The sequence below is a fragment of the Solwaraspora sp. WMMA2056 genome, from assembly GCF_030345095.1.
GTDB lineage: Bacteria > Actinomycetota > Actinomycetes > Mycobacteriales > Micromonosporaceae > Micromonospora_E.
The window spans coordinates 3623069-3649332 of record NZ_CP128360.1; the positions used below are offsets into that span (position 1 = coordinate 3623069).

The window sequence follows — 26264 nt, forward strand, 5'->3', positions numbered from 1 at the left end:
TTTCCCACCCCGACCGGGGTGCCGGGTGGACAGGTCGCGACGGTAGCGTGTGCATCCGTGACTCTCGCCGCAATCCCCAGCCCGGCCACGGCGGTCTGGCAGCTTGGTCCGATACCCATCCGGGCGTACGCGCTCTGCATCGTCGCCGGCATCGTCGTGGCCTGCGCGGTCACCGAGTACCGGCTCCGCCAGCGCGGGGCCCGACCCTGGGCGGTGCTGGACATCGCCATCTGGGCGGTGCCGGCCGGCATCATCGGCGCCCGGCTCTACCACGTCGTCAGCTCGCCGCAGGAGTACTTTGGCGCCGACGGCAACCCGATCGAGGCCCTCTACATCTGGCAGGGCGGGCTCGGCATCTGGGGCGCGGTCGCCGGCGGCGCGGTGGGTGCGTGGCTCGCCGCCCGCCAGCTCGGTATCCCGCTGACCGTGGTGGCCGACGCGCTGGCGCCGGGGCTGCCGCTGGCCCAGGCGGTCGGGCGGGTCGGCAACTGGTTCAACAACGAGCTGTACGGCGGCCCGACCACGTTGCCGTGGGGGCTGCAGGTGCACCAGATGGACCGGGCCAACCCAGGCCAGGCGCTGCGGGATCCGGAGGGCAACCCGGTGCTGGAGCCGGGGCTGTACCACCCGACGTTCCTGTACGAGGCGATCTGGAACGTCGGCGTCGCCGGCCTGGTGATCCTGGCCGAGCGCCGCTGGAAGCTCGGTGCCGGGCGGGCGTTCGCGGTGTACGTGATGGGTTACACCGCCGGCCGGTTCTGGATCGAGATGATGCGCACCGACACCGCCAACGAGATTTTCGGGGTCCGGCTGAACGTGTGGACCTCGGTGCTGGTCTTCCTCGGCGCGCTGGCGTACCTGGTCCGGGTCCGTGGCCCGCAGCAGTTCCTGATCCCGCTGGACGCCGCCGGTGACCCGTTGCCGCCGCTACCCGCCGCCGGCGCGGCAGGTACGGCGGGTACGGCCGGCGGGTCGGCCGGGGCGGACACGCCCGGATCGGGCCGCTCCGGTGACTCCGCTGGCGCGGTGTCGCAGGTCGACGTCTCCGCCAAGCCGACGACCACCGAGGTCGTCGGCGGCTACCAGGTGGTCGACGAGGCGCAGTACGCCGAGTACCTGCGCACCGGCACCGCGCCGACCGGGGACGCGTCGGCACCGGCAGCGGAGCCGGCATCTGCGGATGAGCCGGCAGCGGAGCCGGCACCGGCGGATGCGTCTTCGGATGAACCGGCACCGGCCGGGGAGACCGTGGCCGTCACGGAGAAGAAGCCGGACACGTCCGGGCGCTGACCGGGCCACCGCTTCAGGTGGCCTGACGATCGATCCGGGAAGGCGGGGCGGATGCGTACTGCCGTCGTGGTGGGGGCCGGTGTCGGTGGGCTGGCGGTCGCGGGCGCGCTGGCCCGGACGGGGTGGCGGGTCACGCTCCTGGAGCGGCAGGACCGGATCCGGTCGGCCGGCACCGCCCTGGTGCTCTGGCCGAACGGGATCCGCGCGTTGCAGGCGCTCGGCCTCGGCGGTGGGCTCGACGCGATCGCCACCGGGTTGTCGTACCACGGTGTCCGCCGGCCCGACGGGCAGTGGCTGGTGCAGCCGCGTCCGCAGGCCGGTGAGCGGATCCCGGTGGTGGTGCATCAGGAGGATCTGCACGACGCGTTGATCGCCGGACTCGGCGAGCAGGTGGAGATCCGTACCGGGGTGGCGGTGCGCGGCCTGCGTCCGGCCTCGACGGACCGGCCGGCGGTGACCACCGGCCGGGGCGTGGTCGAGGCCGACCTGGTGGTCGCGGCGGACGGCGCGCAGAGCACGCTGCGCCCGGCGCTGGCCCCGGCCAGTACGGTGATCAGCTCGGGGTGTGCCGCCTGGCGGGCGGTCGTCCCCTGGTACCGGGCTCCGCAGTTGCCGCCGGAGCGCATCTCGGGGGAGATCCTCGGTGCCGGGTACCGGTTCGTGTCGGCGTCGCTGGGCGAGCGGGGTTCGGCCGGCGGCTCCAGCCGGGGCGGCATCTACTGGGTGGCGACGGCGGCCGGCGCGTCCCGGCCGGAGCCGCCAGCGACCCAGTTGACGTTGCTGCGCCGCTGGTTCGCCGGTTGGCCGAGTCCGGTCGGGGAGCTGCTCGCCGCGACCGAACCGGCGGACCTGGTCCAGGCCGAGGTCCGTGAGTTGCGGCCACTGCCGCCCTCGTACGGGTTCCCGGCCGGTCCGGGCGGGGTGGTCCTGCTCGGCGACGCGGCGCACGCCATGTCGCACCACCTGGGCCAGGGCGCCTGCCTGGCGTTCGAGGACGCGGCGACGCTGTGCGCGGTGGTCCGCGACGCGGTGCCGGGCCCGCAGCTGACCGACGCGGTGGCCGCGTACAGCCGGCTGCGGCGGCCCCGGGCGGTGGCGATGGTGCGGCAGAGCCGGCGGATGGCGGCGGTGCTGCAGGCCCGGGGGCGATTGGCGTTGCGGGCCCGCGACGCCACGCTCGGCACGATCAGCCCTCGGCTGCTGGGCAACGTCGCGGCCACCGCCGACCGGTGGAGTCCACCACCGTCCTGACCGGTCCCCTCGGTCCCGACCGGTTGCTGTCGTTTCAGAGGTGGATGTCGGGTTGGCTGTTTCAGACGGTGGCTGTCGGGTTGGCGATGCAGGCGGTGCCGACGCGGCGGAACCCGAGCCGGTGGTAGAGCATCGCGACGTCGTCGCTGCCGGCGGCCAGGAAGACCAGTTCGACGCCGTCGGCGAGGGCCCGGCGGGCCAGGGCCACGGTGACGGCGGAGGCGAGGCCCTGCCGGCGTGCCGCCGGTAGGGTGCCGACCCCGACGATCTCGGCGACGTCGTCGACCCGGCTGACCGAGCCGACCGCGACCGGGTCGACCCGCCCCGGCAGGGTGGCCAGCGCGATCCGGAGGCGGCCGGAGCGAATCGCGTCGCCCTCGTGGCGGACCACCGCCGCCGGCAACAGGGCGGTGGCCGGTGTAGCCGGGCCGGCAGCCGGGCCGGCCTGCGCGGCCTGACCGGTTTGGGAAGTCGATGCGGGTGTGGCGCCGGACGCGGCGTCCGCTCCGGCGGTAGCGGGCGCGACGGCCGTCGCGCCGGTTGTCGACCACTGCGTACCCGATGCCCGATCACCACTGTCGACAGTGGGAAATGTCACTGTAACAATCTCGGGTGCATCCGTGCCGGTGGTCGGCAGCGGTCCGTCGGCGGCCGAGACGGGGTTGAAGGCGGCCTGGGTGACCGCGAACCAGGTGGCCAGATCGGTCTCGAAACTGGGCGAATCCGGGTCGAGCAGCCGTACGGCGGGCGGGTCTGCGGGGGTGTCGGCGGGCAGGGCCGCCGGGTCGAGCACCATCAGCGGGGCCTGGTGGACCCCCAGGCCGGCGGCGCGGGCCACGGCGAGCAGGTCGGGCCGGATCTCGTGGATCCATTCGAAGGACTCGGGAAGCCCCAGTTCGCGCTGTCGAGCGCGTACGGTGGTGATGTCGGCGGCGGCCGGCGGGGTGGCGACGCCCAGGCGCGGGCGGGCGTAGAACGGCCATCCGGCTTCCTCCAGCCGGACGAAAAGTACATAATTGCCCAGCTCTTCGGGGCGGGCGGCGGCACGCGGTACGGCATCGCAGAACCGGTCCAGCCGATCGAGGAGTCGGTCTTCCTGGTTGGCCACCTTGTGAGACTACACGTCCCATACTGTGGACGTGTGATCAATTCGCACTGGTGATGTCCGGTGGCCCCTCACGTAGACTCAATAAACTCTCCAGGGCCGACGTCGTCCCGAATCTGTTCATGCGCGAGTGACGACAGGAGGCCCGGTGGTTCTTCCGTACCCGCAGGGACCGCACCCTTGCCCGCCGCAGGCGTCCCGGCCGCAGGCCGCACCGCCGCCGGCGCAGGGTCTCTACGACCCGGCCCGCGAACACGACGCGTGCGGTGTCGCCTTCGTGGCCGACCTCAACGGTCGCCGCTCCCACGACGTCGTGGCCAAGGGCCTGGCCGCGTTGTGCCGGCTGGACCACCGGGGGGCCCGGGGCGCGGAGCAGAACACCGGCGACGGCGCCGGCATCATGATCCAGGTCCCCGACGAGTTCCTGCGGGCCGTCGTCGACTTCGCGCTGCCGCCGTCCGGCCAGTACGCCACCGGCCTGGTCTTCCTGCCGACCGACCCGGCCGACGAAGCCCGGGTCCGCCGCATCGTCGAGAAGTACGCCCTGGTCGAAGGCGCCGACGTGCTCGGCTGGCGGGACGTGCCGGTGCAGCCCGACGGGCTCGGCGAGACCGCCGACGCCGCCCGCCCCCGGATCAGCCAGCTCTTCCTCGCCGCGCACCGGCTCACCGACGCGCCCGCCGGCCCGGCCGGCACCCCGTTGACCGGGCTGGACCTGGACCGGGTGGCGTTCTGCGTCCGCAAGCAGGCCGAGCGGGAGAGCGCCGAGCGGGGCGTGCCGGCGTACTTCCCGTCACTGTCCGGCCGTACCATGGTCTACAAGGGCATGCTCACCCCCGACCAGCTGCCGGAGTTCTTCCCGGACCTGCGCGACGAGCGGGTGGCCAGCGCGATCGCCCTGGTGCACTCCCGGTTCTCCACCAACACCTTCCCGTCGTGGCCGCTGGCCCACCCGTACCGCTTCATCGCGCACAACGGCGAGATCAACACGATCCGGGGCAACAAGAACTGGATGAACGCCCGCGAGGCGCTGCTGGCCACGCCGAACATCCCGGGCAACATCCGCCGGCTCTTCCCGGTCTGCACCCCGCAGGCCTCCGACTCGGCCAACTTCGACGAGGTCCTCGAGCTGCTGCACCTGGCCGGGCGCAGCCTGCCGCACGCCGTACTGATGATGATCCCGGAGGCCTGGGAGAACGACCCCGGGATGGACCCGGCCAAGCGCGACTTCTACCGCTTCCACGCCAGCCTGATGGAACCGTGGGACGGCCCGGCGTCGGTCGCCTTCACCGACGGCGAGATCGTCGGCGCGGTGCTGGACCGCAACGGCCTGCGTCCCGGCCGCTGGTGGCGTACCAGCGACGGCCTGGTCGTGCTCGGCAGCGAGGCCGGGGTGCTCGACCTCGATCCGGCGACCGTGGTCGCCAAGGGCCGGCTGCGCCCCGGGCGGATGTTCCTGGTCGACACCGCCGCCGGGCGCATCGTGGAGGACGAGCAGGTCAAGGCCGAGCTGGCCGCCGCCGAGCCGTACGCGGACTGGCTGCACGCCGGGCTGATCGACCTGCACGACCTGCCCGAGCGCGACCACACCGTGTACACCCACGACTCGGTGCAGCGCCGCCAGCAGACCTTCGGCTACACCGAGGAGGAGCTCAAGATCCTGATCGCGCCGATGGCCCGCAAGGGCATCGAACCGATCGGGTCGATGGGCACCGACACCCCGATCGCGCCGCTGTCCACCCGGCCCCGGCTGCTGTTCGACTACTTCCACCAGCTGTTCGCCCAGGTCACCAACCCGCCGCTGGACGCGATCCGGGAGGAGATGGTGACCAGCCTGCAGTCGACCATCGGCCCGGAGGGCAACCTGCTCGACCCCGGGCCGGCGTCCTGCCGCCAGATCGTGCTGCCGTACCCGGTGATCGACAACGACGAGCTGGCCAAGCTCCTGTCGATCGACGAGGACGGCGACCTGCCCGGGTTCAAGGCGGTCCGGGTCTCCGGGCTCTACCCGCTGCGCGACGGCGCCGAGGGCATCAAGGCCCGACTGACCCAGATCTGCCGGCACGTCTCCGAGGCGATCGAGGACGGCGTACGGATCTTCGTGCTCTCCGACCGGGACTCCACGATCGATCTGGCCCCGATCCCGTCGCTGCTGCTCACCGCCGCCGTGCACCAGCACCTGGTCCGCGAGCAGACCCGCACCCAGGTGGCGCTGGTCGTCGAGAGCGGCGACTGCCGCGAGGTGCACCACGCCGCCGTGCTGATCGGCTACGGCGCGGCCGCGGTCAACCCGTACCTGGCCTTCGAGTCGGTCGAGGACCTGATCGCCACCGGCGCGCTGCCCGGCATCGAGTCCACCGTCGCGATCCGCAACTACGTCAAGGCGCTCGGCAAGGGCGTCCTGAAGATCATGTCGAAGATGGGTATCTCGACGGTCTCCTCGTACTGCGGGGCGCAGGTCTTCGAAGCCGTCGGCCTGGACCCGCTGGTCGTCGAGCGCTACTTCGCCGGCACCCCCGGCACGGTCGGCGGCGTCGGCCTGGCCGGCATCCACGCCGAGATCGCGGCCCGGCACGCCCGCGCCTACCCGGCCAACAGCGCCGAACGCTCGCACCGACGCCTCGACGTCGGCGGCGAGTACCAGTGGCGGCGCGAAGGCGAGATGCACCTGTTCAACCCGGAGACGGTGTTCCTACTGCAGCACGCCACCCGCTCCGGGCAGTACGACGTGTTCCGCCGCTACACCGCCACCGTCGACGAACTGGCCGAACGCGCCGGCTCGCTGCGCGGGCTGTTCACCCTGCGGACCGGGGTACGCGAGCCGGTCCCGCTCGACGAGGTCGAGCCGGCCAGCGAGATCGTCAAGCGTTTCTCCACCGGAGCGATGAGCTACGGGTCGATCTCCGCCGAGGCGCACGAGACCCTCGCCGTCGCGATGAACCGCCTCGGCGGGCGGTCCAACACCGGCGAGGGCGGCGAGGACGTCGAGCGGCTCTACGACCCGACCCGGCGTTCGGCGGTCAAGCAGATCGCCTCCGGCCGCTTCGGCGTCACCAGCGAATACCTGGTCAACGCCGACGACCTGCAGATCAAGATGGCCCAGGGCGCCAAGCCGGGCGAGGGCGGGCAGCTGCCCGGCAACAAGGTGTGGCCGTGGATCGCCAAGACCCGCCACGCCACCCCCGGCGTCGGACTGATCTCGCCGCCACCGCACCACGACATCTACTCGATCGAGGACCTCGCCCAGCTGGTCCACGACCTCAAGTGCGTCAACCCGGCCGCCCGGGTGCACGTCAAACTGGTCAGCGAGATCGGCGTCGGCACCGTCGCCGCCGGCGTCGCCAAGCTCAAGGCCGACGTCATCCTGATCTCCGGCCACGACGGTGGCACCGGCGCGTCACCGCTGAACTCGCTCAAGCACGCCGGCACCCCGTGGGAGCTGGGCCTGGCCGAGGCGCAGCAGACGTTGCTGCTGAACAAGCTGCGCGACCGGGTCACCGTCCAGGTCGACGGGCAGCTCAAGACCGGCCGGGACGTGCTGATCGCGGCCCTGCTCGGCGCCGAGGAGTACGGCTTCGCCACCGCCCCGCTGATCGTCGAGGGCTGCGTGATGATGCGGGTCTGCCACCTCGACACCTGCCCGGTCGGTATCGCCACCCAGAACCCGGTGCTGCGGGAACGCTTCACCGGCAAGCCGGAGTTCGTGGAGAACTTCTTCCTGTTCCTCGCCGAGGAGGTCCGCGGCTACCTCGCCGAGCTGGGCTTCCGGTCGATCGACGAGGCGATCGGCCGGGCCGACCTGCTCGACACCGCCCCGGCGGTGGACCACTGGAAGGCCAAGGGGCTGGACCTGTCGGCGGTGCTGCACGTGCCGACCCTGCCGGCCGGTGCGTCGCTGCGCGGCATCCGCGCCCAGGACCACGGACTGGACAAGGCACTCGACAACGAGCTGATCGCGCTGGCCGGCCCGGCGCTGACCGACCGGACCCCGGTCCAGGCGGCGGTGGCGGTACGCAACGAGCACCGCAGCGTCGGCGCGATGCTCGGCGGTGAGGTGACCCGCCGGGTCGGCGGGGCCGGGCTGCCCGACGACACCATCGAGTTCACCCTCACCGGCACCGCCGGGCAGTCGTTCGGGGCGTTCCTGCCGCGTGGGGTGACGCTGCGGCTGCACGGCGACGCCAACGACTACGTCGGCAAGGGACTCTCCGGCGGCCGGCTGGTCGTCCGCCCGGACGCGGCGGCACCGTTCGCCGCCCCCGGCGGCGCCGGTGCCGAGGAGCAGATCATCGCCGGCAACACCATCCTGTACGGGGCCACCGCCGGTGAGCTGTTCCTGCGCGGGCGGGTCGGCGAACGGTTCGCGGTGCGCAACTCGGGCGCCGTCGCGGTCGTCGAGGGCGTCGGCGACCACGGCTGCGAATACATGACCGGCGGTACGGTCGTGGTGCTCGGCCCCACCGGGCGCAACTTCGCCGCCGGCATGTCCGGCGGTACGGCGTACCTGTGGCGGCTCGACGAGCGGCTGGTCAACCGGGAGCTGGTGGACCTGGAGCCGGTGTCGGCGCAGGCCGAGCCGATGCTGCGGGAGCTGGTCGAGCGGCATCTCGCCGAGACCGACTCGGCGGTGGCCGAGGCACTGCTCAAGCGCTGGCCGGAGGCGGTGGAGGAGTTCGCCGTCGTGGTGCCGCGTGACTACAAGCGGGTGTTGGAAGCGATGAGGGCCGCCGAAGCTGCCGGCCGTGACGTGGATGAGGCCGTCATGGAGGTGGCTCGTGCCTGACCCGACCGGATTCCTGCGGTTCGACCGGCGGCTGCCGCAGCGCCGCCCCGTACCGGTGCGGATCTCCGACTGGCGGGAGGTCTACCCGCCGGCCACCGACGAGCTGATCCGCGAGCAGGCGACCCGCTGCATGGACTGCGGGATCCCGTTCTGCCACGACGGCTGCCCGCTGGGCAACCGGATCCCGGACTGGAACGACCTGGTCCGCACCGGCGGCTGGGCGGCGGCGATCGAGTCGCTGCACGCCACCAACAACTTCCCGGAGTTCACCGGCCGGCTCTGCCCAGCACCGTGTGAGGCGGCCTGCGTACTGGGCATCGGCGGCGGGGCACCGGTGACCATCAAGCAGGTCGAGGTGGAGATCATCAACCGGGCGGTCGACGCCGGACTGATCACTCCGCAGGAGGTGCCGGCGCCGTCGGGCAGGCGGGTCGCCGTGGTCGGCTCCGGTCCGGCCGGGCTCGCCGCCGCGCAGCAGTTGGCGCGGGCCGGGCACGCGGTGACCGTCTTCGAACGCGACGACGCGATCGGTGGGCTGCTGCGCTACGGCATCCCCGACTTCAAGCTGGAGAAGCAGCACATCGACCTGCGCATGGCCCAGTTGGCGGCCGAGGGGGTGCAGTTCCGTACCGGGGTGAACATCGGGGTCGACGTCACCGCCGCACAGCTGCGGGCCGACCACGACGCGGTGCTGCTGGCCTGTGGCGCGCTCGCCGGCCGGGACACCCCGGCGACGCCGGGCCGGGCGCTGCGCGGGGTGCACCTGGCGATGGAGCATCTGGTCGAGTCGAACCGGGTGGTGGCCGCCGGGGCGGGGCAGCCGGCGGTCGACGCTGCCGGCAAGCATGTGGTGATCATCGGCGGCGGGGACACCGCCGCCGACTGTCTCGGGGTGGCGCACCGCCAGGGCGCGGCCGGTGTGTACCAGCTGGACCTGTACCCGGAGCCGCCGAGCGCCCGTGACGAGGCCCGGGACCCGTGGCCGACCTGGCCGTGGGTGCTGCGCGAGTACCCGGCGCACGAGGAGGGCGGCGAGCGGGTGTTCGCCGTCGCCGTGCAGGAGTTCGTCGACGACGGCACCGGCGCGGTGAAGGCGGTGCGGATCGCCGAGGTGACGGTGACGAAGGTCGACGGCGAGCGGATCCTGACGGTGGTCCCGGGATCGGAGCGGGAGCTGCCGGCGGACCTGGTGCTGCTGGCGATCGGCTTCGAGGGCACCGAACCCCAGCCGCTGTTGGAGCAGCTGCGGCTGGTCCGCAACCGGCGCGGTGCGGTCGACTCCGACGGGCAGTGGCAGACCGCAACGAAGGGCGTGTTCGTCGCCGGGGACATGCACCGGGGCGCGTCGCTGATCGTGTGGGCGATCGCCGAGGGGCGGGCGGCGGCGGCCGCGATCCACTCCTACCTCGGCGGGGTGGGGGACCTCCCCGCCCCGGTGACCCCCACCATGCAGCCCCTCGCGACCACTCCCCGCTGACCGCCTGACTCCGCGACGCCAACTCCGCGACGCCTGACTCCGCGACGATCTTGCACTTATCGAGAAGATTTCTCCGATTTGTCTATCGATAAGTGCAAGATCGTCGCGATCATGGGGGTGGAATCGCGATCATGGTGAGGTGAGGGCTCTTCCGGGAATGCAGATGTTTCGATAGCATTACCGGCTAGTAACAACAGTTGCTCCCCATGGCCACGCGCGCGGCCCCAAGGATCCCCCCGTCCTTCGTGAGGTCCGTCCATGACCCTTCGCCCCCTGGCCCGCGCCGCGCTCGCGCTGGCCGTCACCCTCGGTGCCGTCGGCGCCGGCACCCTCGCGGCCGGTGTACCCGCCCATGCCGCCCCCGCCGTGCACTACGCCGCCCTCGGCGACTCGTTCTCCTCCGGCGTCGGCGCCGCCCCCTACGAGACGACCTGCCTACGCAGCAACCGGTCGTACGCCCCACTGTGGGCGGCGGCCAACTCGCCGGCAAGTTTCCGCTTCGTCGCCTGCGGCGGCGCTGTCACCGCCGACGTGCTCGACAACCAACTGTCCGTACTGGATGCCAACACCACGATGGTCACCATCACCATCGGCGGCAACGACGCCGGGTTCGCCGATGTCGTGCTCAACTGCCGGCTCGGCAGCGAATCGTCCTGCGCCAGCGCCGTCAACCGGGCCCGCCAGTTCGCCACCAGCCAGCTGCCCGGCCGGCTCGACGCCACCTACGCCGCGATCAGACAGCGGGCCCCGAACGCCGAGCTGATCGTGCTCGGCTACCCGCGACTGTTCGAGGAGGTCCGCAACTGCGGGCTGTTCGCCGTCAGCCTGACCAAGCGCACCATCATCAACGACGCCGCCGACCTGCTCGCCGAGGTCACCGCCGACCGGGCCGCCGCCGCCGGTGCGACCTTCGTGGACACCCGGAGCCAGTTCGCCGGGCACGGGGTCTGCGGTGCCACCCCGTGGATCAACGATTTCTCCGCGCTGATCGCCGCGTACCACCCGAACGCCGCCGGCTACCGCGACGGCTATCTGGCCGCGCTCAACTCGGTCACCGGCTGACGGTACTGCTCGTACCTGGCGGTCCGGTCCCCGACCGCACCACGGGGACCGGCCCGCCGCAACTGGCGACCGGCGTCAGTCGCGCGATCAGGTCAGCCGGCACCGGCACCGGCACCGGCACCGTCCCGGTCGTCGTTGTCGCCGCCGTCGGAGGTCGGCCGGTTGCTGAGGAAGTAGGCACCGAGCGCGCCGGCCAGGGTGCCGAAGACGACGACCGAGTACGCGGCCAGAATGAGCTCCAGAACCTGGGCGAACGGGTCCCGCGCGGCCATCCGCTGACCGGTGATCGTGGTGAGCGTGACGTCGTGCAGCGCCTGCGCGTAGCTCGGGTAGGAGCCGGCGACGACGAGCAGTTGGCCGGCGGCGAGGATGAGGCTCACCGTCACCGCGACGAGCCAGGCGAGCCGGTCGGTGAGCAACCGGCCGGCGGAGCGCGAGCCCCGTACGGCGGCGGTGATCGCAGCGCCGGCGCGGGCCGTCCGCAGCGCCAGCGCCACCCGGGCGAACCGCAGCACGGGTACGGCGAGGAAGAGCAGCTGCCACCAGTTGCGTCGCCAGAACCGGCCGGGGTGGTGCCGGCCCAACCAGGCACGGAGCGCGAACTCGGCGACGAAGACCACCCACAGCACCCAGCTGGCGACGCCCAGCACGACGGCCGTCGGTGGGTGGGTGGTGACGAACTGCCCGATCACCAGGAGCAGGAACAGTACGCCGAGGACGCCGAGCGGCTTGTCGAGCCGGTCGGCGAACCGGCGCAACTTCTCGTCGCGGTCCGAATCCCCGCGGGCACCGTGTCCGGTCTCCTGGTCGTCGGTGCCGTCGTCGTCAGGTCGCATCGATCGCACTTTCGACGGTTGTCGGGACACTCCTATCACGGATACTAGGAGCACTTCGGGATCAGCGCGGCGCTACCGTCCACTCGGGGAATCGACCACGCTGGACCGGCATCCCGTCGACTCTGCGGCTATCAGCGCAGGTCAATGCATGTTGTGTATCGATCTTGTCGTCGATAAGATCGTTGCCGGGATCTGTGGTGCGGGCCGATGCCTGGCTGGGTGTCTGCTCAGTGAGGAGTGCCGTCTTGCGTATCCGTAATCTCCTGGCAGTGGTCGCGTCGGCACTCGTCGGTGCTGCCCTGACTCCATCGACAGCCGCCGCCGCACCGCAGCAGATCATCGGCGGCGACACGGTCTCGTCGGCACCCTGGGCGGCCGCTGTCTACAGCGACGGCTCGTTCAGATGCTCCGGCTCGATCATCGCTTCCCGCTGGGTGCTCACTGCCGAGCACTGCATCGGCGGCTCGATGTCGGTTCGGGTCGGCAGTGTCCATCACGCCACCGGCGGCCAGGTGAGCGCGGTCAGCGCGACCTACTCGCAAGACGGATACCTGTACGACATCGGGCTGCTGTATCTCAGCACACCGATCAGCACCACGTACGTCACGCTCGCCACCAGCGATCCGCCAGTCGGCTCGACGAACACCATCTACGGCTGGGGCCGCTCGTGCCTGAATTGCGACCTGTCGGCACAGCTGAAGACGGCCTCGGTGCAGGTCGTCTCGGTGCGGGGCCGGGACGCGTACGAAGGACCGGCAATCCGTAGCTCCCCGGCGACCGGAATCGCCTGGCAGGGCGACTCGGGTGGTCCGCAGTTCTACGCCGGACAACAGGTCGGTGTCTGTTCGAACTCCAACGGATCGACCTCGCAGAACTATGCCTCGATCGCCGCCAGCCGAGCTTGGATCGCAGCGGTCGCCGGCGTCTGACCCACACTGTGCCGATCGCCACCGTGGTAGTGGTCCGGTCCCCGCAGCACGAGGACCGGACCACTACGGGGTCCGCCGTCGACGACGAGACCCTGCGGGGTCAGGAGCCGGGTATCGTCCCTGGTGCTTCCGACGGATCGGGCGGAAGCATGGTCCTGGCCTTGTCCGCCAGGTCACTCAGGAATTCGTCCGCCGGTACCACCCGGTCTTCCTTCCCGACCGGCGACGGTTCCAGCGGAATGATCAGATCCCGTCGGGGCAGATGCAGCCACAGCGCCATAACGTACAGGGCGGGGACCCGTAGCAGGCGTAGCTCGTAGCGGCCGGTCTTGAGCGTGGCCAGTTTGAGTACGCCCTTCAGCGCCTTGTTGGTCGACGCGACGAACGGTCCCTCGGTGAACTGTGACATCTGTTCGGTGCCGTCCGGCGTGGAAGCGGTCTCGGCGCTGGCGATGGGTTGTCCGGCTTCCTCGATCAGGTAACGCCAGCCCACCGGTTGCGCGCTGTCCAACCCGTTACCGGCGATGATGTCGTCGAGCCCCAGCACGTAGACCTGGTGCGGCGTCGACAATTCGAGCTGATCTTTCCGGGCGTTGCGTAGAGCCTTGGTCGAGAACTTGGAGGCGTCCGCGAAAGTGCGCATCCTCGACCGGATTCGGTCGCGTACGCCGCTCGGCGGATCCGGCATTTCGAGTGGCATGTCGATCTCCTAGCGCTGGGTCTTGTAACTGACGTTCCAGGTCCCGCTTCCCTGATACGCGTTGCGGAAGGTGTTGTACGACACGTCGGAGTCGCCGTACCACGGGTCTGCGACACTGACGTATTCTTCCCCGTCGAGGAAGAAACGTCCACGGATCGCCAGGATGTGCCCGCCGCCGCCCCGCCAGGAGGTGTTCAATCCGATCGGGGTCGAGCCAGCCATCTCGGCTCCGATCTCGGCAGGGGTCAGGGCGCGGTTCTCGCGTCGACGAAGGACGCCGACGCGCTGCAGCGCCGTGTCCGGCCACCGGCCCTGGTTGCCGGGTGACTCAGAACCCGCAGGTACGCAGCAGTCGTTCCGGTTGAGCTCCGCGTTGGCGAGGGTGCACTGGGTCCAGTGGGTGCTCGGGTCGTAGTAGGCCGCGAGGCTCACGGTGGCCGCCGACCAGCACCACATGCCCTGCTCCTGGCGCTGCATGGCGAATTCGAGTCGTTGATCGATCATCGAGATGACGAACTTCTCGTGGATCCCGCCGTTGGCGTTGAACTGGCAGTTGACGAGACCGCCGCCGTTGTCGGTGGCTGTGGTAACGCCGGTGCCGTTCATCCTGAGGAACACGTTCGACGTGAGGGTCGACTCGAAGGAGAACGCGTCGCCTGCGTGGGGGTGGAGCCGGAACTTCTCGGCGGGACCGCCGTTGGCGTTGAATCTGGCGTTGACGAGGCCGCCGCCGTTCGGGGTCTGCGCGGTGACCCCTCGGCTGTCCATGCGGAGCCATACGTTCGGGAAGACAGCCGATTCGACCGAGAACGTACCGTCGGCCTGTGGACGAATCTTGAACCTTTCGTACGGCCCGGGGGTGCCGACGCTGAACTGGCAGTTCACCAGTCCGCCGCCATTCTCGGTCTCGGATGTGACTCCTCGACCGTCGAGTCGGAGATAGACGTTCGAGAACGCTGTCGATCGTATCGTGATCGGAGTCTCTCCGATCACGGCAAGATCGGCCGCTGACAGGGGCATGGTCGTCTCCTATCCGTGTTGCAGGGCCGATGATCGTCATCGACGCAACTGATGGCAGGGCTTAATTACTGTAAATCATCAAGCGATTACAGCAAGTGTCTGGAGGGTGACTCATCCCGGGGGGTTGACAAATTGATCTTGAACAATTTCGCCAATGTTACATGTCTCTGCTTGATCGATTTACGGAGGTGAATCATGTGGCGCTGAACCCCACCTGAGTCGCGCAGGAGCGCATGCGGTGCGGGCCGGGTCAACAGGAGGAAGCGGACTCGGATAGTGTTCTGGTCACTACCCGACTGCAGGTGGGGGTGTGGGTGTACGGACTGCATGGGGTTCTGGGCTGTGACGCTGTCACCAGGTCCGGGCCGCCCCGGACTCCGGGTCCGGCCCGATGAGCTTCGGTGCCGCGTACCGTCGGGCAGTCGCCGCCCATCGACAGGCCGTGACCCACCTGACCACCGCCCGCCGGGCGATCGACGACAGCTCCGCCCCGGCCGCCCCGGACCTCGGCGACGTCACCGACCGGCTGCGCCGCGTCGGCGAAGCCCTCACCACCGGGGCCACCAGCGCCACCCGGGACCTGGCCGTCGGCCCGGCCCCGGTCCGGGTCGGCCTGGCCCGCCCCGTCGGGCTGGCCGGCACCGGCGACCCGGTCGAGTTCCCGGCGCTGGTGCCCCTCGGGGCCGGCGCGCACCTGGCCATCGACGCCGACGCCCGGCAACCGAAGGTCGCCGCGCTGCTGCGCAGCCTGGTGGTCCGGCTGCTCGCGGCCGCTCCACCCGGCACGGTACGGGTGACCGCGCTGGACACCACGTCGATGGGTGCCACGTTCCTGCCGCTGCGGCCCCTGGTCGAAGCCGGTGTGCTGGCACCGCCGGCCGCCACCGACGCCGAAGCCAAGGAACGCCTCGACGACGCCGACCAGCACGTCCGGGCCGCCCAGGCCCGCAGCGGCGACCGGGCCGGCTCCGCAGGCCAGGCAGCGGGGGAGTTGCTGGTGGTGGTCGCCGGGGCGTTGCCCGACGGCCGGGCGGAGCTGATGCGCCTCGCCGCGCTCACCCACGCCGGGGCGTCCGCCCGGGTCTGCGTGATCGTCGCCGGCTACCCGCCGGCCGGCACCGGGGTGGCGCCGCCGACACTCGGTGCCACCACCCCGGTCCGGCTGGACGGCAACCGGGCCTTCGTCGGCGACCCACCGGGGCAGCCGTTCAGCGCCGACGGCACCGGCCTGGCCGCGCCCGTCGCTCTCGACGGCGACCCGCCGGCCCGGGTGGTCGAAGCCCTCGCCGGCCGGCTCGGCGAGATCCACCGACGCGGCTCCACCCTGGACTTCGCCGACCTGCTGCCACCCCGGATCTGGACCGAGTCGGCCACCGCCGGCCTGCACACCATCGTCGGCCGGGCCGGCCGGGAACCGGCGATTCTCGCCTTCGACGACGTCACCCCGCACTGGCTCGTCGGTGGCCGCACCGGCTCCGGCAAGACCGTCTTCCTGCTCGACCTGCTCTACAGCCTCGCCGCCCGCTACGCACCCGACGAGCTGTCCCTCTACCTGCTCGACTTCAAGGAGGGCGTCAGCTTCACCGAGTTCGTGCCGACCGGCCGGGACCCGTCGTGGATCCCGCACGCCCGCGCCGTCGGCATCGAGTCCGACCGGGAGTACGGCGTCGCCGTGCTGCGGGAGCTGCGCCGCGAGCTGAACCGGCGGGCGGCGGCGATGAAACGCCACGGCGTGACGAAACTGGCCGACCTGCCCCGCGACGGCACCCCGACCCCGCGTACCGTCGCCGTGATCGACGAGTTCCACGTGCTGTTCGAGGGCAACGACTCGGTCGCCCGGGAAGCCGCCGCCCTGCTGGAGGAGCTGGCCCGCAAGGGCCGGTCGTACGGCGTACACCTGGTCCTGGCCAGCCAGAGCATGTCCGGCATCGAAGCCCTCTACGGCAAGACCGACTCGATCTTCGGCCAGTTCCCGCTGCGGGTGGCGCTGCCCGGCGGAAACGGGGTCCTCGACCCGCTCAACCAGGCCGCCGGTGGGCTGCCGGTCGGGCAGGCGATCGTCAACGTCTCGGCCGGCATCGCCGGTGCCAACACGGTCATCCGGTTCCCGGACGCGCACAGTGGAGCCCGGCGGATCGCCACCCTGCGCCACGAGCTGTGGCAGGCCCGCGCCGCCGGCTCCCGCCCACCGGCGATCTTCAAGGGGTACGAGGCGGCGCACCTCGACGGTGACCCCACGTACCGCTCACTGGCCCCCGGCGGACGGCGCCCCCTCGCCCTGGTCGGCCGGCAGGTCGACGTGGACCTCAGCTCGGCGGTGTTCCCGCTGGACGCCACTCCGGGTCGGCACATCGCCGTGGTCGGCACCACCGGCCACGCCGCCGACGTGCTGCACGCCGCCACCGTCAGCCTGGCCCGGCAGGAGCCGCCCGGCCACGCCCGGTTCCTGCTGGCCCCGCTGGTCGCCTCCGCCGACGAGGTCGCCGAGGAGACCGCCGACGCGCTGCACACCTTCGGACATTCGATCACCCGGCTGACCGCCGCCGAGCTGCGTGAGGAGCTGCGCCGACTGGCCACCCCGGACGGCACCGCCGCGCCCGCCGACGACGGTCGGACGTACCTGGTGGTGTTCGGGATGGACGCCGCAGCCGGGGTGCTCGGCGCGAAGGACGAGATGTACAAGTCCGGGCTGGACGACCTGCAGGTGGTGCTGCGCCAGGGGCCCGGTCACGGCGTCCATCTGCTGGGTTGGTGGCGTGGGCTACGGCGGCTCGCCGACGACCTGGGCGGCTCACACAACCGCGACGACCTGGCCTGCCTGGTGGCGATGAACGTCCCCGGCGGTGAGCTCGGCTCCTACCTGGGCACCCACGACCTGGCGTACCGGCCGCGGCCGAACCGGGCGCTGCTGATCGACCGGCACGACCAGCGGACCCGGCTGATCGTGCCGTTCGCGTTGCCCGGCCGCGAGCTGGACGAGGAAGGCTGAGCGCGGTGAGCAGCGACTTCGACGAGTACGCCGCCCTGGCCCGGCACCTGCACGAGCTGCACCGCACCGGTCAGGCCGGCTCGGCGCAGCATCAGACCCGTCGACAGCGGCTCACCGGCTACGCCGACCAGCTCGGTCAGCGGCTGTACGCCCAGTGGCAGCGGCTGGCGGCGATCGCCCAGGCCGCCGGCGAGCCGGCACCGCCCGCGCCGCCGCCGATCACGGCGAACCCGGCTGCCGGCAACGCGGCGGGCCAGCAACGATCCGGCGGGTACGGTGCCTCGCCGGCCGGTGTCCCGTGGCCGCCACCGCCACCGCCACCGCCGGGCCGGGCGATGCCGGGTCAGGCGATGCCGGGGCCGGCCGGGCTGCCACCGCCGCGCCGGCCCGAGCTGGCCACCAGCGAACAGCCGGTGCCGATGTCCGCCGGGGCTTTCGGGCCGTCCGCGCAGGCCGGGCAGGTGCAGCCGTACGGCGTCGGAGCGGGCGCGGCCGGCCCGGTCTCGGCCGTGCCGGTCTCCGGTGACCCGGCGGCCGTCGGCGGTTTCCCGCCGGACGCGGAGCAGGAGCTGGAGGCGGCCCGCCGCCAGCTCGACGAGGCCGATGCTGCAGCGACCGAGGCGGAGCAGGCGGCGGCCCGCCCGCCGCTGCTGCCCGGCTTTTCACCGCTGGCCCGGGCGGTCACCGTCTACCTGGGGTTCGCCGCCGTCGTCGCCGCGCTGCAGTTCGCCATCTTCCTGAACCCGTTCGCGGCCCGCGTCGACGTCAGCACCAAGTTCATCTGGTCCTGCACCGGGTTCCCGGCGATGGGGTTCTTCTCCGCGTACTTCGTGATCAGCAAGTGGGGGCGGTCCCGGCTGGAGACCGACGGCGGCCCCCGGTTCCCGAAGCTGGGGTTTTTGATCAGCTTCGCCGGCGCTGCCGCCTCGATCCTCCTGCTGCTGGTCTTCCTCCAACTCGACGAGTTCTGAGTACGGCACTGCCGTTGTCCGGCCACAGTGTCTTCCCACTCGGGGCAAAGGTGTGCGTATAGTCTATTATCAGCAAGCATCGATACGAGTCTGTTTTGAGGCTATGGAAGACTGCCGTGCCCAAGGCGGCCGTGCCCAACGACCGGCAGGGTGTTCGTCCCGACGTCGAACAGGGGAGACAACGTGGCCGATCCGAAGGTCCTGGAAGCGCAGCAGTGGGTCAACGCGACGTACGGCGGGGTGCCCGGCTACGTACGCTGTCCCGAAGACGGCCGGACCGGCTGGTCGACGATGTATTCGCTGGTCATGGGTCTACAGCACGAGCTCGGGATCAGCCCGGTGGTGGCCAGCTTCGGTCCTACCACGACGTCCAGGTTCCAGGCGCTCGGTCCGATCGGCGCGGGCTGGGACCGCAACCGCAACATCGTCGCCATCCTGCAGCACGGCCTGTTCTGCAAAGGTTACTGGGGGGTCGAACCGGCAAGCTACGGCTGGTACACCGGCGTCACCGTCGCCGCGGTCAAGAGTCTGCGGTCCAACATGGGGATTCCCGACGGCGACGGTACGGTCGACGCGACCATCGCCAAGTGCATCCTCAACATGGACGCCTACGTCGTGGTGGCGGGCGGCACCGACAAGATCCGGGACATCCAGCGCTGGTTGAACGGACGCTACTGGCAGCGGCCCGCCTACCTCATCGGCCCCTGTGACGGCATCTACTCCCGCGACGTGCAACGGGCTCTGCTGATCGCCATCCAGTACGAGCTCGGCTTGGACGCGAACGGCAACTTCGGGCCCGGCACCCAGGCCGGCCTACGCGCGAACCAGGTCCGGCAGGGCGACTCCGGCATCTTCGTCGAGCTGTTCTCCGCTGCCTGTGTGTTCAACGAGCCGATTGGCGACTACCGGACGAACCGGCGCACGACCTACGACGCGGCCCTCGCCGACTTCGTCCGGGCCTTCCAACGCTTTTCTCAGCTGACCGAGAACGGTGCCGGTGACTACCAGACCTGGTGCCAGCTGCTGGTGTCGATGGGGGATCCGGACCGGCCAGCGACCGGCTCCGACACCCGTTACGAGATCACCGCGTCCCGCGCCAGCTGGTTGTGGAACAACGGCTACCGAATCGTCGGTCGATACCTGTACGACCCGCCCGGGTCGACCCTGGACAAGGAGATCAAGCCCGGCGAACTGCAGACGATGTTCGCCGCCGGGCTGCGGGTCTTTCCCATCTACCAGGACGATGGGCGGCGGTTGTCCGACTTCAGCTACGGCATCGGCTACCAGCACGCCCTCAACGCCCACAGTCTGGCCGTCGGCTACGGTTTCAACAAGGGTACCGTCATCTACTTCGCCGTGGACTACGACGCCACACAGGCTGAGATCGACTCGGCGATCGTCCCGTACTTCCACGGAGTGGTCGCCGGCCTGGCCAGCCGTGGTAAGCGCTACATTCACGGCGTGTACGGATCCCGGAACGTCTGCTGGAACGTCACCAACCGCACTTTCGCCCGGTACTCGTTCGTCTCCGGCATGTCGTGGGGATTCTCCGGCAACCTCGGGTTCACGCTGCCACCGAACTGGTCGTTCAACCAGATCAAGGAGTTCGTCGTCGTCAACGGCAGCGACTCCTTCGACCTGGACCGCAACGTGTGGCGACACGGATCCGACCCTGGAACCAGCTCGGTCAACGACTCCGCCGGGCCTGCCGACACGTTCATCGACTACATCGAGCAGCTGTACGCTCTCGCCGTCTCCTATGGCGGCGACAGGTCACCCTCCCAGTTGGTGATGGAGTACGTCCGCCACGCCGAGTACGGCAGCCGGGACCCGCTCAACCAGTTGGGCTGGTGGTACCTCATCGGTGGCTACGACGAGGGATTCGTCAGCTACGCCAACGCGCGGGGAATGTCCGTCATGAAGTGGTTCACCGACCCGTTCACCGGCTACGATCTGGGCGCCGAGCACATGATGGCGACCGCGAACGGGCACCTGGTGACGCCGCAGGAGAGTAACCAGAAGGCCGCAAACGGCGGCGACGTCGCCGGGTGGGGCGGGGACCTCATGACGTTCTACGCGGACTGGCGCAACTCCGAGGAGCAGTACGCGTCGGGCCGGGCATTCTGCGAGGCCCGACTGGCCATCCCTGGCGTCGAGTCGTCCTTCGGGTTCAACGATCTGATCGAGGACGCAGATGGTTACCTCATCGCTCGCGCGGTCAGGTCCGGCCGGACCATCGTCCAGGCCGTCCGGGACCACTACAACGGCGGTGGTGGTCTGCGCCGGTTCAACAACTTCTTCGCGCAGCGCTGGACCACGGTGGAGAACTGCCGGTTCGCCGCACACAACGCGTTGACCGCGACCGACACCACGCTCGGCATCGCGCGTACGCAGCTCATCGCGACGGCGGGTGCCATGCTGCCGACCGTACTGATCAATCTGCCCGGCGGTGGCGACAAGCTCGACGGCTTCGTGCAGGGCTTCGCCGACACGATGTTGACCAGGATCGGCACGGAGTCGCGGATGGAGTCCAACTACCGGGCAAATCACCAGAAGTACCTGACGCGGGCGTCGCAGCAGCTGGAAGAGCGCCGATGACGTTCGAATCAGCTGCGGCACTGCTTCCGTGCCTTCCGCTCCTCGCGATCCCCGCGTTCAGTGTCTGGCGGCTGATCCGAGGGCTGCGCGCGGGCACCTGGAAGCGGCCGGCCTGGTTCGGCCACGCTGCCTGGGCATCCTTCTTCCTGACGGTGCTCGTGTGGCTTCGTGGTTTCGTCTCGGGCGGGCTCAACGGCGAAGACACCTGCAGGTTCGTCCACCACCAGCCGTTCGACGCCGCCTACTGGGAAGCGCATCGGGACGACCGGTTCCGCGTCTTTCCGCTCAGCAACAAATGCAACGCAGACTACGATCTGGTCCCGGTCTGGGTGAATCCGACGATCGTGGTGCTCTCCGTGCTCTTTGTGATCAGTATGGTCGGCCTTTGTTGGGTGATCGCACCCCGGCTGAAGCGGATATCGGAAAAGGAACGGAGGCACTGATGGGTAACTCCTTGTCGCGCCGTCAGCTACTCGGCGCTGCGGCGGTGACCGGAGCAGCCGTGGCCGCCGCCGGTACCGCCGGTGCCGCCCAGGCCGCGCCGACGACACCCGGGACCTGGGAGCGCGACCGCTCGGTGAACGGCTGGCCCGTGCTCAGGTCAGCCGGCTGGCACGACATCGAGGGCAGCGGCCATGCGGTCGCGCTCGCCGACGGACCCGCGGCGGTGATCCTGACGTACGTCGCCCGTCGCTTCCACTATGAGATCGACCAGCTCCGGGCCGGCGACGTCCACGGGCACAGCACGCGGACCAGCCTGAGGGCGGCCTACGAGTCGAACTACCTGTCCGGATCGGCGTTGGCGATCCGACCGCTGGCGTACCCGGTGGGAGTCCGGGGCGGTCTGTACCCCCGGGAAATCGTCGTGGTCCGGGACATCCTCGCCGAGTTGGCTGGCGTGGTGGCCTGGGGTGGTGACTTCGATCTACCCAAGGAGTCGCACTTCGAGATCGCCTACCGTCCGCAGGACCAACGGGTGACCTGGGCCGCCAGGAGGATCAACGGTTGGGCGGCGAGTCCGGGCGGTCAGGGTCCCGGGGCGATCGATGCCTTCGACCCGGCCCGGCGAGCCAGGGCCAGGTCCTTCGCCGGTTCATAGGACCGGGACCATGCCCGAGCCCGAGTCTGCCTTCCGATGGAGCCAGGGTGAGTGTCTGCCGGCCTCGGGCTACCCGGTGGCCCCGCCCGTCAGCTGAGCGGATCGCCGTGGTCCGACCGGCCGAGGGTGCTGGTCGGTAACGCCGTTGAAAACTATGGCCGGGACCATGGGTGGATGGCCGACGAGCCGGTGCGACTGGAGATCCGGACGCTGGGCGGGTGCCTGTTCGACTCGCCGCTGGCCCGACTGCTGCTCGGGCGCAACACCAGCTGGCATTATGTCGACGAGTCCGACCGGGTGCTGCTCGACGACACCGTCGGGATGCTCACCGGCCGGGGTCTGCCCATCGACGAGCTGCCCAGTCTCGAACCGGGCGGACCGCGACAGAAAATCTTCTTCGAGCCGGCCCGCACCCGGGTCGGGATCGTCACCTGCGGTGGGCTCTGCCCCGGCCTGAACAACGTCATCCGGGCTCTGGTGCTGGAGCTGACCACCGGCTACGGGGTGCGCCAGATCGTCGGTTTCCGCAACGGCTATCAAGGGCTGGTCGCCCGGTACGGCCACGACCCCGTCCCGCTGACCCCGGCGGTCGTCGACCGGATCGACGAGTACGGCGGCACGATCCTCGGTACGTCGCGGGGCAACCAGGATCCGGAGGAGATCGCCGACACCCTCGACGAGCTCGGCATCGACATCCTGTTCGTGATCGGTGGCGACGGTTCGATGCGCGGCGCGTCACGGATCACCGAGGTGCTCGCCCGGCGGGGCCGGCCGGTCGCCGTCGTCGGGGTGCCGAAGACGATCGACAACGACATCCCGTACATCGATCAGAGCTTTGGTTTTCAGACGGCCGTCGCACGCGCCACCGAGGTGATCCGGGCCGCCCATGTGGAGGCCACCGCGTTCCCCGGCGGGATCGGGCTCGTACAGCTGATGGGCCGGCACTCGGGTTTCATCGCCTGCTACGCGGCCCTGGCCACCCACGACGCCGATTTCGTCCTGGTGCCTGAGGTGCCGTTCGCCCTGGACGGCCCGGGTGGTTTCCTGACGCACCTGCGTCGGCGGGTCGCCGACCGGGGGCACGCGACGGTCGTCGCCGCCGAGGGCGCCGGCCAGGAGCATCTGGCCGGCGAACCTGTCGGCCACGACGCCTCCGGCAATCTGCGGCTGCACGATTTCGGCCGGTACCTGCGGCAGCGGATCGTCGAGGACTTCGCCGGGGCCGGGCGCGAGGCGAGTGTGAAGTACATCGACCCGAGTTACACGATCCGTGGCGTGCCGGCGAACCCGTACGACAGTGTCTACTGTATTCGGTTGGCGCATGCGGCGGTGCACGCGGCGATGGCCGGTCGGACCGACCTGGTGGTGGGTCGGTGGCGGGGCAGGTTCGTGCACGTGCCGATGCCGTTGACGGTGAGCACCCGCAACCAGGTCGACCCGCACGGCGACCTGTGGCTGTCGGTCCTGGAGGCCACCGGTCAGCCGCCGCTGATTGCCTGATCGAGCGGCGGGAAGCCCGTGCCGGCGCACGCCGGGCCCCGGTGATTCGTCACTGATCTGTCATCGCTGTGATCACACTATGTGCGCATTGTCGTCGATTCTGGTTACGTACATGCGGGCAACGACGCACGTCAGGTGCGCCAGGGCGTTGAGTGGTTGGGGAAACATGCCTACCGGTCAGGTGCAGCATGACCAGTTCGGAGACCTGCTCAGAACCCTCCGCTTGGAGCGGAAGCTGACCCAGGAGGAACTTGCCGAGGCGGCGGGTTCCAGCGTCCGCAGCATCCGGGAAATGGAGCGCGGCCGGGTGCGCAGCCCGCAACGACGGACGGTGGTGTTGCTCGCCGATGCCCTGCGGCTGGCCGGGGCGGACCGCGACCGCTTCGTCGCCCTGGCCCGGGCCGAGCGGCAGCCGCGCGAGGGCGGCACGGTGCCGCACGAGGGCCAGGCGGTGGTCGTACCCGGGGAACTGCCCTCCGCGGTCCCGGACCTGACCGGCCGGACGGAGATCCTGCAACGGCTCGCGGCGCTGGCCACCGAGGTTGCCGCCGGGCGTTCGGACACCGCCTCGGTGGTGGTGTTGCACGGGCCGCCGGGGATCGGTAAGACCAGTCTCGCCGTGGTGGCCGGACATCGGCTCAGCGGTGCCTTCGCCGGCGGCCAGCTCTTCGTCGACCTGCAGAGCGCCTCGCCGGACGGACCCCTCGACCCGGCCGAGGCGCTGGCCGGGCTGCTGCGGTCGCTCGGGGTGCCGGACAGCAGGGTGCCGGTGTCGCCGGCCGAGCGGGGCGGCCTGTTCCGCACCCTGACCCGGGACCGGCCGCTGCTGGTGATCCTGGACAACGCCGCAGACGAGGCACAGGTACGTGCACTGTTGCCGGCCGGGCGGGGATGCCTCGTGCTGGTGACCTGTCGGCGTCCGCTGGCCGGCCTGGCCGGCGCGGTCCGCCAGCCGCTCGACCTGCTTGACCCGGCGGCCGGTCGAGCGCTGCTCGCGGCGATCGTCGGCGCCGACCGGATCGCCGCCGAGCCGGCCGCCGCCGACCAACTCGTCACCCTCTGCGGACAGCTGCCGCTGGCCGTGCGGATCGCCGGCAACCGGCTCGCCAGCCGACCACAATGGTCAGTAGCGTGGCTGGTGGACCTGCTCCGCGACGAACGTCGAAGGCTGACCGTCCTGACCGCCGGGGACCTGGGCGTGCGGTCGGCGTTCGAGGTCTCGTACCGGCAACTGGACCCGGTGATCGCGCGAGTGTTTCGGCGGGCCTCACTGATCCCCGGCACCGATTTCGCACCCGCGCTGGTCGCCGTCGTGGCCGGCATCGACGAGGAGACCGCGTCGACGGCCCTGGAGGAGCTGGTCGAGGCGGGTCTCCTCCTGACCCTCGGCGACCGGTACCAGTTCCACGACCTGGTCCGGCTCTACGCCAAGGAACGCCTCGACGCCGAGGAACCGCAGACCCGCCGGACGGCGGCGCACGAACGGATGATCGGCTGGCTGCTGCTGCGTACCCGGCAGGCCGGGGTGATGTTCGAACCGGACGCCGGTCGGGCCGACTCCCCGTTCGACGCGGGGCGGCCCGATTCCCCGTTCGATGCCGGTCGGGCCGATTCCCCGTTCGACGACGATCGGGCGGCGGCGTACTGGCTGAACCGGGAGTCCGGCAACTGGCTGGCGGCGCTGCGCTACGCCGCCCGGTGTGGCCGACACGCCGACGTGGTCGCGGTCGCCAGGGCGTTGCACTGGTACTCCGACGCCAACAGTCACCGGCACCCCTGGGAAGAGATCTTCGCGCTGGCGGTCGCCGCGGCCCGAGCCGTCGGCAGCCCTCGCGACGAGGCCGTACTGCTGAACTTCCTGGGTTGGGCCCAGTACTTCTGCCAGGACCGCAACCTCGACGGGCTGGCCACCCTGGACCGGGCGCTGGACCTGGCCCGGCGGATCGGGGACCGCCGGGAGCAGGCGTGGGCACTGACCTACACCGCCGCGGTCCTGGTCCGCACCGGCCGCGCCGAGTCGGCAGTCGACCACAGCCGCCGGGCGGTCGGGCTGTTTCGCGAGATCGGGTACGCCCTCGGCGAGCAGAGCGCGGCGAGTGCGCAGGCGGGGTCGCTGGCCGCGCTCGGCCGGTTCGCCGAAGCGGCCGAGTTGCACCGCGAGGTGCTGGCGTTCCACGGCCGGGGCACCGGGCTCAGCCGGACCGGCGCGGCGGTGGCCCGGGCCGGCGCGATGATGAGTCTCGGGGCGGATCTGGCCGGGATGGGCCGGCTGCGGGAGGCCGCCGACGAGTACGCCCGCGCCCGGCGGGTGTTCAACCGGTGCGGCGCGACGTTCAGCGAGGCCAGCGCCGTCCACCGGTACGGGCTCGTGCTCGCGGCGTTGGGTGAGGCAGACGCGGCGGCCGAGGCGCTGCGCGCAGCGCTGGCCCTCTACGCGGCACTGTCCTGCCCGTGGTGGGAGGCACAGACGCTGGACGCGCTCGCGGCGCTGGCCGGCGCGGCCTCGGACCGGGCCGCCGCCCGCCTGCTGCGCCAGCGGGCGCTCGACCGCTGTGGCGAACTGGACGCCCCGCAGGTGCGGGCCCTGCGCGCCACGCTGCGACTCGAACTGGCCGAGCCCTGATCTGCGGACGCGCACCGGGCCCCGCCGGTGA

At 70.9% G+C, this 26264-nt stretch carries 17 protein-coding genes; 13 read left to right on the top strand and 4 right to left on the bottom strand.

What is annotated here, in order from left to right:
• Window positions 1-18 precede the first annotated feature (18 nt).
• Window positions 19-1290 carry a prolipoprotein diacylglyceryl transferase gene (gene lgt, locus O7608_RS16530; protein ID WP_289210924.1) on the top strand — a complete coding sequence of 424 codons (1272 nt, stop codon included), beginning with the start codon at window positions 19-21 and terminating at the stop codon, window positions 1288-1290.
• Between the two features lie 51 nt (window positions 1291-1341).
• The gene (locus tag O7608_RS16535; protein ID WP_289205421.1) at window positions 1342-2541 is read left to right on the top strand and encodes an FAD-dependent oxidoreductase; all 1200 of its coding nucleotides are present in this window, start codon (window positions 1342-1344) and stop codon (window positions 2539-2541) included.
• Between the two features lie 61 nt (window positions 2542-2602).
• Here O7608_RS16535 and O7608_RS16540 read toward each other — a convergent pair whose 3' ends face one another.
• Complete coding sequence (locus O7608_RS16540; protein WP_289205422.1) at window positions 2603-3649, bottom strand: GNAT family N-acetyltransferase; 1047 nt, start codon at window positions 3647-3649, stop codon at window positions 2603-2605.
• A gap of 145 nt (window positions 3650-3794) precedes the next feature.
• Here O7608_RS16540 and gltB point away from each other — a divergent pair, with 145 nt between their 5' ends.
• The 3 genes from gltB (at window position 3795) to O7608_RS16555 (ending at window position 10968) form a co-directional block, all read left to right on the top strand.
• Window positions 3795-8429, top strand: coding sequence for a glutamate synthase large subunit (gene gltB, locus O7608_RS16545; protein WP_289205423.1), 4635 nt, complete (start codon window positions 3795-3797; stop codon window positions 8427-8429).
• Window positions 8422-9906: a glutamate synthase subunit beta gene (locus O7608_RS16550; RefSeq protein ID WP_289205424.1), complete on the top strand. Its 1485-nt coding sequence runs from the start codon at window positions 8422-8424 to the stop codon at window positions 9904-9906. Before gltB ends, O7608_RS16550 begins: the two co-directional genes overlap by 8 nt.
• A gap of 258 nt (window positions 9907-10164) precedes the next feature.
• Complete coding sequence (locus O7608_RS16555) at window positions 10165-10968, top strand: SGNH/GDSL hydrolase family protein (RefSeq protein WP_289205425.1); 804 nt, start codon at window positions 10165-10167, stop codon at window positions 10966-10968.
• Window positions 10969-11060: 92 nt separating this feature from the next.
• Here O7608_RS16555 and O7608_RS16560 read toward each other — a convergent pair whose 3' ends face one another.
• Window positions 11061-11804, bottom strand: coding sequence for a hypothetical protein (locus O7608_RS16560; RefSeq protein ID WP_289205426.1), 744 nt, complete (start codon window positions 11802-11804; stop codon window positions 11061-11063).
• A gap of 245 nt (window positions 11805-12049) precedes the next feature.
• Here O7608_RS16560 and O7608_RS16565 point away from each other — a divergent pair, with 245 nt between their 5' ends.
• Window positions 12050-12733 (top strand): S1 family peptidase, encoded by a 684-nt coding sequence (locus O7608_RS16565; RefSeq protein WP_289205427.1) that lies wholly within the window; start codon window positions 12050-12052, stop codon window positions 12731-12733.
• Window positions 12734-12833: 100 nt separating this feature from the next.
• Here O7608_RS16565 and O7608_RS16570 read toward each other — a convergent pair whose 3' ends face one another.
• Both O7608_RS16570 and O7608_RS16575 read right to left on the bottom strand, forming a co-directional pair.
• Window positions 12834-13376, bottom strand: a complete 543-nt coding sequence (locus O7608_RS16570) for a hypothetical protein (protein WP_289205428.1) — start codon at window positions 13374-13376, stop codon at window positions 12834-12836.
• Between the two features lie 66 nt (window positions 13377-13442).
• Window positions 13443-14453 (bottom strand): fascin domain-containing protein, encoded by a 1011-nt coding sequence (locus O7608_RS16575; RefSeq protein WP_289205429.1) that lies wholly within the window; start codon window positions 14451-14453, stop codon window positions 13443-13445.
• Window positions 14454-14844: 391 nt separating this feature from the next.
• Here O7608_RS16575 and O7608_RS16580 point away from each other — a divergent pair, with 391 nt between their 5' ends.
• From O7608_RS16580 to O7608_RS16610, 7 genes are all read left to right on the top strand, one after another.
• Window positions 14845-17442: an FtsK/SpoIIIE domain-containing protein gene (locus O7608_RS16580; RefSeq protein WP_289205430.1), complete on the top strand. Its 2598-nt coding sequence runs from the start codon at window positions 14845-14847 to the stop codon at window positions 17440-17442.
• A gap of 5 nt (window positions 17443-17447) precedes the next feature.
• The gene (locus O7608_RS16585) at window positions 17448-18413 is read left to right on the top strand and encodes a hypothetical protein (protein ID WP_289205431.1); all 966 of its coding nucleotides are present in this window, start codon (window positions 17448-17450) and stop codon (window positions 18411-18413) included.
• A gap of 183 nt (window positions 18414-18596) precedes the next feature.
• Window positions 18597-21011, top strand: a complete 2415-nt coding sequence (locus O7608_RS16590) for a glycoside hydrolase domain-containing protein (RefSeq protein WP_289205432.1) — start codon at window positions 18597-18599, stop codon at window positions 21009-21011.
• Window positions 21008-21454 (top strand): hypothetical protein, encoded by a 447-nt coding sequence (locus O7608_RS16595; protein ID WP_289205433.1) that lies wholly within the window; start codon window positions 21008-21010, stop codon window positions 21452-21454. Before O7608_RS16590 ends, O7608_RS16595 begins: the two co-directional genes overlap by 4 nt.
• A complete protein-coding gene (locus O7608_RS16600) occupies window positions 21454-22110 on the top strand; it encodes a hypothetical protein (protein WP_289205434.1) in 657 nt (218 codons plus the stop codon). Before O7608_RS16595 ends, O7608_RS16600 begins: the two co-directional genes overlap by 1 nt.
• Before the next feature lie 174 nt (window positions 22111-22284).
• Window positions 22285-23610 carry an ATP-dependent 6-phosphofructokinase gene (locus O7608_RS16605; RefSeq protein WP_281550542.1) on the top strand — a complete coding sequence of 442 codons (1326 nt, stop codon included), beginning with the start codon at window positions 22285-22287 and terminating at the stop codon, window positions 23608-23610.
• Window positions 23611-23776: 166 nt separating this feature from the next.
• Window positions 23777-26233, top strand: a complete 2457-nt coding sequence (locus O7608_RS16610; RefSeq protein ID WP_289205435.1) for an ATP-binding protein — start codon at window positions 23777-23779, stop codon at window positions 26231-26233.
• The last annotated feature ends 31 nt before the right edge of the window (window positions 26234-26264 follow it).

Coding starts and splice junctions, on each gene's coding strand:
- O7608_RS16610 (WP_289205435.1), top strand. CDS start 23,777: ATGCCTACCGGTCAGGTGCAGCATGACCAGTTCGGAGACCTGCTCAGA.
- O7608_RS16535 (WP_289205421.1), top strand. CDS start 1,342: ATGCGTACTGCCGTCGTGGTGGGGGCCGGTGTCGGTGGGCTGGCGGTC.
- O7608_RS16600 (WP_289205434.1), top strand. CDS start 21,454: ATGGGTAACTCCTTGTCGCGCCGTCAGCTACTCGGCGCTGCGGCGGTG.
- O7608_RS16570 (WP_289205428.1), bottom strand. CDS start 13,376: ATGCGCACTTTCGCGGACGCCTCCAAGTTCTCGACCAAGGCTCTACGC.
- O7608_RS16595 (WP_289205433.1), top strand. CDS start 21,008: ATGACGTTCGAATCAGCTGCGGCACTGCTTCCGTGCCTTCCGCTCCTC.
- O7608_RS16575 (WP_289205429.1), bottom strand. CDS start 14,453: ATGCCCCTGTCAGCGGCCGATCTTGCCGTGATCGGAGAGACTCCGATC.
- O7608_RS16560 (WP_289205426.1), bottom strand. CDS start 11,804: ATGCGACCTGACGACGACGGCACCGACGACCAGGAGACCGGACACGGT.
- O7608_RS16605 (WP_281550542.1), top strand. CDS start 22,285: ATGGCCGACGAGCCGGTGCGACTGGAGATCCGGACGCTGGGCGGGTGC.
- O7608_RS16580 (WP_289205430.1), top strand. CDS start 14,845: ATGAGCTTCGGTGCCGCGTACCGTCGGGCAGTCGCCGCCCATCGACAG.
- O7608_RS16555 (WP_289205425.1), top strand. CDS start 10,165: ATGACCCTTCGCCCCCTGGCCCGCGCCGCGCTCGCGCTGGCCGTCACC.